At 33.5% G+C, this 8,400-nt stretch carries 9 protein-coding genes and 1 pseudogene; 5 read left to right on the top strand and 5 right to left on the bottom strand.

What is annotated here, in order from left to right; genetic code table 11:
• Positions 1 to 152: 152 nt before the first annotated feature.
• On the bottom strand, positions 153 to 554 hold the full coding sequence (locus CVD18_RS20240; RefSeq protein ID WP_103867310.1) for a hypothetical protein: 402 nt from the start codon (positions 552 to 554) through the stop codon (positions 153 to 155).
• Between the two features lie 114 nt (positions 555 to 668).
• Here CVD18_RS20240 and CVD18_RS20245 point away from each other — a divergent pair, with 114 nt between their 5' ends.
• Positions 669 to 935, top strand: a complete 267-nt coding sequence (locus tag CVD18_RS20245; protein ID WP_103867311.1) for a DUF1456 family protein — start codon at positions 669 to 671, stop codon at positions 933 to 935.
• A gap of 81 nt (positions 936 to 1,016) precedes the next feature.
• Positions 1,017 to 2,615, top strand: coding sequence for a class I SAM-dependent methyltransferase (locus CVD18_RS20250; protein ID WP_103867312.1), 1,599 nt, complete (start codon positions 1,017 to 1,019; stop codon positions 2,613 to 2,615).
• 168 nt (positions 2,616 to 2,783) lie between these two features.
• Here the strand turns inward: CVD18_RS20250 and CVD18_RS20255 are convergent, their stop codons facing one another.
• From CVD18_RS20255 to CVD18_RS20270, 4 genes are all read right to left on the bottom strand, one after another.
• Complete coding sequence (locus tag CVD18_RS20255) at positions 2,784 to 3,119, bottom strand: hypothetical protein (RefSeq protein ID WP_103867313.1); 336 nt, start codon at positions 3,117 to 3,119, stop codon at positions 2,784 to 2,786.
• Between the two features lie 135 nt (positions 3,120 to 3,254).
• Positions 3,255 to 3,761, bottom strand: coding sequence for a cupin domain-containing protein (locus CVD18_RS20260; protein WP_103867314.1), 507 nt, complete (start codon positions 3,759 to 3,761; stop codon positions 3,255 to 3,257).
• A gap of 79 nt (positions 3,762 to 3,840) precedes the next feature.
• Positions 3,841 to 5,034, bottom strand: a complete 1,194-nt coding sequence (gene sucC, locus CVD18_RS20265; protein WP_103867315.1) for an ADP-forming succinate--CoA ligase subunit beta — start codon at positions 5,032 to 5,034, stop codon at positions 3,841 to 3,843.
• A 152-nt stretch (positions 5,035 to 5,186) separates the two neighbouring features.
• Positions 5,187 to 5,822, bottom strand: a complete 636-nt coding sequence (locus CVD18_RS20270) for an LON peptidase substrate-binding domain-containing protein (protein ID WP_103867316.1) — start codon at positions 5,820 to 5,822, stop codon at positions 5,187 to 5,189.
• A 153-nt stretch (positions 5,823 to 5,975) separates the two neighbouring features.
• Between CVD18_RS20270 and lysA the strand changes: the two genes are divergently transcribed.
• From lysA to CVD18_RS20285, 3 genes and pseudogenes are all read left to right on the top strand, one after another.
• Positions 5,976 to 7,205: a diaminopimelate decarboxylase gene (lysA, locus tag CVD18_RS20275; protein WP_103867317.1), complete on the top strand. Its 1,230-nt coding sequence runs from the start codon at positions 5,976 to 5,978 to the stop codon at positions 7,203 to 7,205.
• Positions 7,206 to 7,361: 156 nt separating this feature from the next.
• Positions 7,362 to 7,862 (top strand): winged helix-turn-helix domain-containing protein, encoded by a 501-nt coding sequence (locus CVD18_RS20280; protein ID WP_103867318.1) that lies wholly within the window; start codon positions 7,362 to 7,364, stop codon positions 7,860 to 7,862.
• 40 nt (positions 7,863 to 7,902) lie between these two features.
• Positions 7,903 to 8,400, top strand: a pseudogene (locus CVD18_RS20285) (hypothetical protein); the annotation flags it as partial.

Consider the following 8,400-nt stretch of genomic DNA (forward strand, 5'->3'; position numbering starts at 1 on the left):
AACTGCGGGACTTCCTTTCAAAGTCAATTTCTCAAGTTCTGCCGCCAATAAAGCCTGATCTTCAATGGATAACTTACCTATTTCAACTTTTATCTTTTCTAAATCCATGAATTAAAGATACGAATAATAGAAATTATAAACTAGAGCGTTGTTTAATTATAAAATGTAGTAAAAATAGCAATCAACTCCTTTGGCGGGATTACTTTATTAGGATATTCATGCATCTTTTCAAGAACTGTATCTACAGCCTCTAATCGCAAGCCCATTTTTAACCCCATATCTTTAATTGCTTGAATTTCTAATGGAGAAGCCTCCTGATCTATATTCATCAATAAAACCAATCTATGAAACTGAAGAATCCTTTGTGATTCTGGTTGCAAGCTTTTTTTCTCAACCTCTCCTTTCATCAAAAAGTCTACTTCTTCTTTTTCTATTCCGAGCTGTGATGCTACTACTACAATAAAATTATACTCTTGTTCTTTAAAATTTTTATCCGCTTTTGCAAACTGTATCATCTCAGAAAGCAAGCTTAATTTCTCATCTTTACTATGCATAAACCAATTACTTTTACTCGAAAATAATAAAATTTCCTACAATTCAACACTTTTCTTCTAATCCTACCTTATATTTTCATCTTATTTTACATTTAAAACATATACCTTTGCCCTATGGGTTTAACAAACAATGACATTTTCAAAAAACTAAGAGTTGCACATAAATTAAGGGATGATGATATTATAAAGATATGCTCATTAGTTGATTTTAAAGTTACCAAAAGCGAACTAGGAGCTATGTTTAGAAATGAGAATCATCCTAAATACATGGAGTGTGGTGATCAGATTTTGCGTAATTTCTTAAATGGATTAGTTATCCACCTAAGAGGGCCAATGCCGAAAAAAGAGAAGCCTATTCCTAAAAATAAGAAGACAGACTAACGTTTTTTACTTCAAAATAAATGCTTAATTTGGTTAGTGAGAGTATTTTTTCTCATTAACCCCTTAATTCAAGTATTTATTATGCTTACTGTTGCCGAAAAACAATTATTCAGAGAAGAACTTTTCCGCCATCTGGATGGGATTGCCGTGGCACCCGTTGCTTATTCTCTCTTAAAAAACAAGGTTATTGATTTCCTTCTGTCAAACAAAGAATCATCAATTTCTCATATAGCAAGTCTAAACAACATCAATAAAGGCTATTTAAATGTTGCTTTACGAATACTAAGCTCTCAGGGTTGGCTAGACTACAAAATAAACAATAATGAGGTTTTAGTAGAACTCAACAAGCTATCTACAATAGCGTTTAGCCATATACATCTATATAAAGATGTTGTTGAATTATTAGAATACTCTGGTAAATTTCATCCTAGAAAATTCGAATTAGAACCGTTTCACAAACTAGAACAATTATTCAAAAAACATAAAAATCGTTTTGACCTTCCCATATCACAAAACGGCACTATTACATTAATACAAAACCAAATACTTAAACATATTGAAGGAGCCCTAGTTGGCCCCACAATAGTACATTTAGGCATGGGAGGTATGTTTCATAAATATTTTATGGAAGCTTCTTTTAGCCCCGAAGAATACCATAAATTCCCTAAAAGTTTCGACACCATCCTCTCTTTTTTAAGTTACTTAGGGTGGTTCAGTAAATCAAATGGAAATTACACATTTACTGATAAAGGTTTGTTTTTTGCTAAAAGAGCGTCTGCTTACGGGGTTACTGTTTCCTATATTCCTATGTTTAGGCAAATGGATTCTTTATTATTTGGAAACCCCAATATACTATGGGAATCCAAATCTAGTATAGAAACACATGTAGACAGAGAGATGAATGTTTGGGGCAGCGGTGGGGCTCATGCTACATATTTTAAAAAAATTGACGAAATCATCATTAGTATATTCAATAAACCTTTGAATCAACAACCTAAAGGAATCTTGGATATGGGGTGTGGTAATGGTGCTTTTTTAATTCATCTTTTTGAAGTTATTGCTTCAAAAACATTACGAGGAAAACATCTAGATGACTATCCTTTATTTCTGGTTGGCGCTGATTACAACAAAGCCGCATTAAAAGTTACAAGAGCCAATCTTATTCAGGCAGATATTTGGGCAAAAGTGATTTGGGGAGATATTAGCGACCCAGACCTGCTTCAAAAAAACCTAAAAGATGACTATGCCATTGAATTAAAAGATTTACTATCTGTAAGAACTTTCCTTGATCATAACAGGATATGGAGCACTCCTTCTTCTTCTATAGATGCCCCTAGTGTATCTACTGGTGCATTTGCATACCGCGGAAAACGATTAAATAACGATGATGTAGAACGTAATCTAAAGGATCATTTTACAAAATGGAAAAAGCATATTACTCGCTACGGTTTAATTATTATAGAACTGCATACGATCTCTCCTGCACTTACGGCAAAAAATATTGGCAAAACAGCTGCTACAGCATATGATGCTACGCATGGTTTTTCTGACCAATACATCCTAGAAATAGATGCTTTTTTGAAAGTGCTAGATGAAGTTGGCCTGCAGAGTGATAAAAAGTATTTCTCAAAATATCCTGATTCAGATTTAGCAACAGTAAGTATCAACTATATTATTTAACCTCGCTTTATCCAATACAATACTTTTTTTCGCCTATGCAAAGAAGAAAAAATAACTGATTTTCTTTTTACAGAAAACTCAAAACATAACTAGCATAAAATCTATAGTTAATAAAAAATCCCGGGTGATTACGCCGGGATTTTAATAAGTATTCATTTAGTCAACAATTTACTCCTCTACAATGCGAACTGGCATTTTAAACGTTTTGGATTTTAGGTTAAACTGAGTTCCTACTGTTCTATAGTTTAAGCGATATTTTATAAAATCCTTAAGAACAATACTCTTTGAATCTACAGACAACACTACAATCTCTCCTAAGTCATTTACTGTAAATGTTACATAAGCTTTTAATTCTTTTTTAATTTTAAAAGAAGGCTTTTTTAATAATGTTGAAACTTCCTTGTTAAGGTTTTCTTCTACTTTTTTTGAAGGTTCTGTATTGGCACTTGCTACACTACTTACTATAAAAGCTACTGCCAAAAATAACACGCTTAATTTTCTCATAATCTATTCGTTTTTTTGATTTATACTTATAAGACACTCTATACTTCAAATCTGTTACAGTCAAAATCTTTTTTTAACACAGATTAACAAATAGACAAATCAAAAAAACTCTCAAAAGCCACCAAACAAAACAAACTAAACCCTTGTAAAGCAACGTATTAAGTATTTACACTCTGGATATTTATTAATCATTTTTTTTCTTTCTGCTAATTCAAAATCTTTAAAATCAAATCCTGGAGAAACGGTACAACCCACTAATGAATACCCTTCTTCATTCTTTACACCCGATGCAAACCAACATCCTGCGGGAACCACTAATTGGGGCAACTCTCCTTTATCCAAATCTAATCCTAAGGTATATTTTTTGTATTTCCCTTCTTTATCAATTACATGCACATATAAGGAAGCTCCTTCATAATAATGCCAAATCTCATCTTGATTAATTTTATGAAATGCAGAAAAATTACTCGAGGTAAGAAGGAAATAAATTGCTGTACAATAATTACGATCTCCTGTAAACTCTTTTCCTAAAATTTGCTGAGGCACAACACCTGTGCTTCTATATGTTTCTTTATAAAAACCTCCTTCTGGATGTGGATTCATGCCTAGTTTCTCTACCAGTTCTTCTACTCTCTTATCCATAACGTTTCAAATTTTACACAAAAAAAGAAGCGATCCTTATTACAGATCGCTTCTTACATATTAAATATAATATATCTTATTATGCTAGCACAGCTTGCACTTTATCTGCTGCTTCTTGAAACTGAACTGCACTTTGTACATCCAATCCACTACTATCTATAAGTTCTTTTGCTATATCTGCATTAGTTCCTTGTAAACGAACAATAATAGGCACATTAATCGCATCCCCCATATTCTTGTAAGCATCTACTACACCTTGCGCTACACGATCACAACGAACAATACCTCCAAAAATATTAATCAATATTGCTTTTACATTGGTATCCTTAAGAATAATTCTAAAAGCAGTCTCTACACGTTTTGCGTCTGCTGTACCTCCTACATCTAGAAAGTTTGCAGGCTCTCCACCAGCTTGCTTAATCAAATCCATTGTAGCCATTGCAAGACCAGCTCCATTTACCATACACCCAACATTACCGTCAAGATCTACATAATTAAGTCCTACTTCTTTTGCTTCAACTTCGATCGGATTTTCCTCTCTGATATCACGCATATCTACATAGTTCTTATGTCTATATAATGCATTTTCATCTAAAGTTACTTTTGCATCTACTGCCATTATTTTGTCATCACTTGTCTTAAGAACAGGATTGATTTCAAATAATGATGCATCTGATTTTACATAGGCTGTATATAATGCTGTTACAAATTTGGTCATTTCTTTAAAAGCGCCTCCGCTAAGTCCTAAATTGAAAGCGACACGTCTTGCCTGAAAAGGAAGTAAACCTACAGCTGGATCAATTTCTTCTGTAAAAATTAAGTGCGGAGTTTCTTCTGCAACCGTTTCAATATCCATTCCTCCTTCTGTAGAATACATAATCATATTACGTCCAGAAGTACGATTCAACAACACAGACATGTAAAATTCGTCTGGCTCATTATCTCCAGGATAATATACATCTTCTGCTACCAATACCTGATGAACTTTCTTACCTTCTGCAGAAGTTTGCGGAGTAATCAGATTCATTCCAATAATTTCTCCTGCAATTTCTTCTACTTCTTTAAGGTTTTTGGCTAGCTTAACTCCGCCACCTTTTCCTCGTCCACCAGCGTGAACTTGTGCTTTTATCACATGCCACCCTGTTCCTGTTTCGGCAGTAAGTTGTTTTGCTGCTGCTACGGCCTCATTTGCGTTTTGCGCTACAATACCACGCTGAATACGCACGCCAAAGCTATTCAATATCTCTTTACCCTGATACTCGTGTAAGTTCATATTATTATTTTTTTACCTTTTTTTTAGGAATTCCAAAAATAGCAAAAGTGAAATTACTGTCCCAATCTTTTACAGTAAAAAAATAAGCTTTTATGATTTTGTATAACAATATAATAAACATTAAAAATTGAATCAAAATCAAGAACACTTATTTACAGCTTAAAATCCTCAAAATCTAAAGGGTCAAAATTTTTAAAATGACCATTCATTTTAATAACACTCTTTGCTCTGTTCATCTCCCTAACTATTGGAATAGTCACTTCTAAATGAGTGATCAAATATCTCAATCTTTCTTTTTCTGTGCGAAGTTTTAATAAATGATATTCCTGATCTAGCGCTAATCCTATTTTATGAGCTACTTGATAACTTACAAAAGGAATCCCAAAAACAGGAGGATCCTCTATAGTTAGTTCGACATAAAGAATTGTTATACTCTTGAGCAATTCTTTTTGCAAATCTTCTGCTACACTTACTTCATCATCAAAAAACTCAACTTCTCCTCCTGAGTAGAGCTTGCCAGAAAATTTAAGATGAAAATTTTTTATTTTAAAAATTCTTACCCCAACACACAATACATCACTTTTTCCATCAGGATATTTTCTATTTATTTTTTGTAGCTTCACCTCTGTTCCATACTCCAGCTTCTTATTAATATAAGTAGGGATACCAAACGATATCCCTTCTCTCTCGCAATCATCAATCAATTGACTATATCTTTTTTCAAAAATATGTAACGGCAAACGTTCTCCTGGATAAACAACGGTAGGTAAAGGAAAAAGAGCTAACATGTTTTTTTATTTAAAAATACTAATTCCCATAGCTATGTTACTTAAACCCAAGTTAAAAGTACCGAAATCACTCTTGATATCTTATTTTTTTTACACAAGACACTATTATCTATAATTTTATTGATAATTTCGTACCCTTAAATTTGTGACCCGATGGAAAATAAAAACTTATTAGCTATTGCAAAAGAGTACGGGAGTCCTATTTATGTATATGACTCTTCAAAGATTATCTCACAACACGAACGCCTTTCTGGTGCGTTTAAGAAAGTGAAACACCTGAAACTTAATTATGCAGTCAAGGCACTTTCTAATATTGCGATCCTAAAGCTAATGAATTCATTAGGAGTAGGACTAGATACTGTATCTATACAGGAGGTAAAATTAGGATTGAGATCTGGAGTAAAACCAGAAAATATAATTTTTACACCTAATGGTGTATCTCTAGAAGAGATAGAGCAAGTTTCTGCTCTTGGTGTACCGATAAATATAGACAACCTGTCTATTCTTGAACAATTTGGCACAAAACACCCTAATGTACCTGTCTGTATTCGTATGAACCCTCATGTAATGGCGGGAGGAAACAGCAATATATCTGTAGGGCATATTGATAGCAAATTTGGTATATCTATCCACCAAATACCTCATATTCTAAGAATTGTAGAAAATACGGGGATGCGTATCAATGGAATACACATGCACACTGGTAGTGATATTCTTGACATCGAAGTATTTTTACGTGCCTGTGAAATACTTTTTGAAACTGCAATGCATTTCAAAAACCTAGATTTCATAGATTTTGGAAGTGGTTTTAAAGTCCCTTACAAACTTGGTGATATTGAAACTAATATTGAAGAGTTTGGTCAAAAAATGACAAAGCGGTTTAATGCTTTTTGTAAGGAGTACGGAAAAGAACTCGCATTAGGTTTTGAACCTGGTAAATTTCTTGTGAGTGAATCTGGGTATTTCTTAGCAAATGTAAATGTTATAAAACAAACAACCTCTACTGTATTTGCAGGCGTTGATAGTGGTTTTAACCATTTAGTAAGACCAATGTTTTACAACTCTCATCATGAGATCATCAATATATCAAATCCTAAAGGAAAAGAACGCTTTTATTCTGTGGTAGGGTATATCTGTGAGACTGATACTTTTGCTACAAACAGAAGAATTTCTGAAATCAAAGAAGGAGACATTGTTGCTTTTAAAAATGCAGGAGCATACTGCTTCTCTATGGCTAGCAACTATAACTCTAGGTACCGCCCAGCAGAAGTTCTATGGCATAAAGGAGAGGCTCATTTGATTCGTAAGAGAGAAACATTTGAAGATCTTACCAAAAATCAAGTAGACATCGATATATTTTCAAAAGCTACTGAAACGGCTTAATTAATAGATTATCTAATAAAATATGGCTAAAGAATGTATATTCTTTAGCCATATTTTATTTTACACCAAACCTTGTATCATCTTCATTTCTTAGATTTCTCTTGCTACCACCTACAATAATACAATTTACGGATAAATTTTTCGTATATTTAAAGAATGGGTAAGCATATATTATTAGAAGTAAAAGAATCCTCAAGTCATTTACGGAATTTAATCAGAAAAGAGACTAATCCTAAAAATGTATTACGACTACAATCTTTGTTACATATTAGAGAATCAAGCTTTTCTACACAATCAGCCTTGGCAGAACATTTAGGATATCACGTTCGTAGTATGGAACTTTGGCTCAAGTTATATAAAGAAGGAGGTTTATTCGCCATGCTTTTGAATTCAAAAGAAAAACAGCAGCGCAAGCGAATCATTACTCCAGCTGTACACGATGGATTATCAAAACGACTTAATAATCCAGAGCAAGGTTTCCATAGTTACGTACAAGCGGTAGAATGGGTAAAAGAAAATTATGGAATTGACTATAAATACAACACATTACGAGAGTATATGATTGCTTTTTTTGGTTCTAAAATAAAACGCCCCAGAAAATCTCATATAAAGAAATCAAAAGAAGCTGTTGCTGATTTTTTAGGCTATATTCTATAATACGACTTAATTAGTTATCTTTGTTTAAAAACAAATACAAATGGTGCCAGAATCTTTCACACAATTTTTCAAAAGCCTAGATGAATCGGGTCGTGAGACCGTAATTAAGGAGCTATTGTCTATGGTCGATCCTTCAGAGCCTGACTTGTATACTGTTCATTCCGAGGTACAACAAAGCCAGTCACTACATTGCCCTAATTGTCAAGGCATCGATATCCGTGCAAATGGCAAGGCTAATGGTGTACAACGCTACTTTTGTAAATCGTGCAAGAAGTATTTTAGGGAAACTACAGGTAAAGTTACTTTTGGTTTAAAAAAGAGGAACTTGCTTAGCGTTTATTTGTACCATATGCTATCAGGCAATTCGATAAAGAAATGTGCTGAACAGACAGGTATCTGTATTCAAACTTCATTTAACTGGCGTCATAAGATATTAAGTGCCTTTGAAGGGGCTGTTCCAGATGGTTTTGAAGGTATTGTAGAGAGTGATGATATTTTCTTTCTTGAATCTGGCAAAGGAAACAGGGAATTACGTCAG

This window comes from Aquimarina sp. I32.4, from assembly GCF_002924285.1.
Lineage (GTDB): Bacteria > Bacteroidota > Bacteroidia > Flavobacteriales > Flavobacteriaceae > Aquimarina.

Bases quoted from the DNA above. Each gene is read 5' to 3' on its own strand.
- CVD18_RS20240 (WP_103867310.1), bottom strand. From the start codon at position 554: ATGCATAGTAAAGATGAGAAATTAAGCTTGCTTTCTGAGATGATACAG.
- CVD18_RS20245 (WP_103867311.1), top strand. From the start codon at position 669: ATGGGTTTAACAAACAATGACATTTTCAAAAAACTAAGAGTTGCACAT.
- CVD18_RS20250 (WP_103867312.1), top strand. From the start codon at position 1,017: ATGCTTACTGTTGCCGAAAAACAATTATTCAGAGAAGAACTTTTCCGC.
- CVD18_RS20255 (WP_103867313.1), bottom strand. From the start codon at position 3,119: ATGAGAAAATTAAGCGTGTTATTTTTGGCAGTAGCTTTTATAGTAAGT.
- CVD18_RS20260 (WP_103867314.1), bottom strand. From the start codon at position 3,761: ATGGATAAGAGAGTAGAAGAACTGGTAGAGAAACTAGGCATGAATCCA.
- sucC (WP_103867315.1), bottom strand. From the start codon at position 5,034: ATGAACTTACACGAGTATCAGGGTAAAGAGATATTGAATAGCTTTGGC.
- CVD18_RS20270 (WP_103867316.1), bottom strand. From the start codon at position 5,822: ATGTTAGCTCTTTTTCCTTTACCTACCGTTGTTTATCCAGGAGAACGT.
- lysA (WP_103867317.1), top strand. From the start codon at position 5,976: ATGGAAAATAAAAACTTATTAGCTATTGCAAAAGAGTACGGGAGTCCT.
- CVD18_RS20280 (WP_103867318.1), top strand. From the start codon at position 7,362: ATGGGTAAGCATATATTATTAGAAGTAAAAGAATCCTCAAGTCATTTA.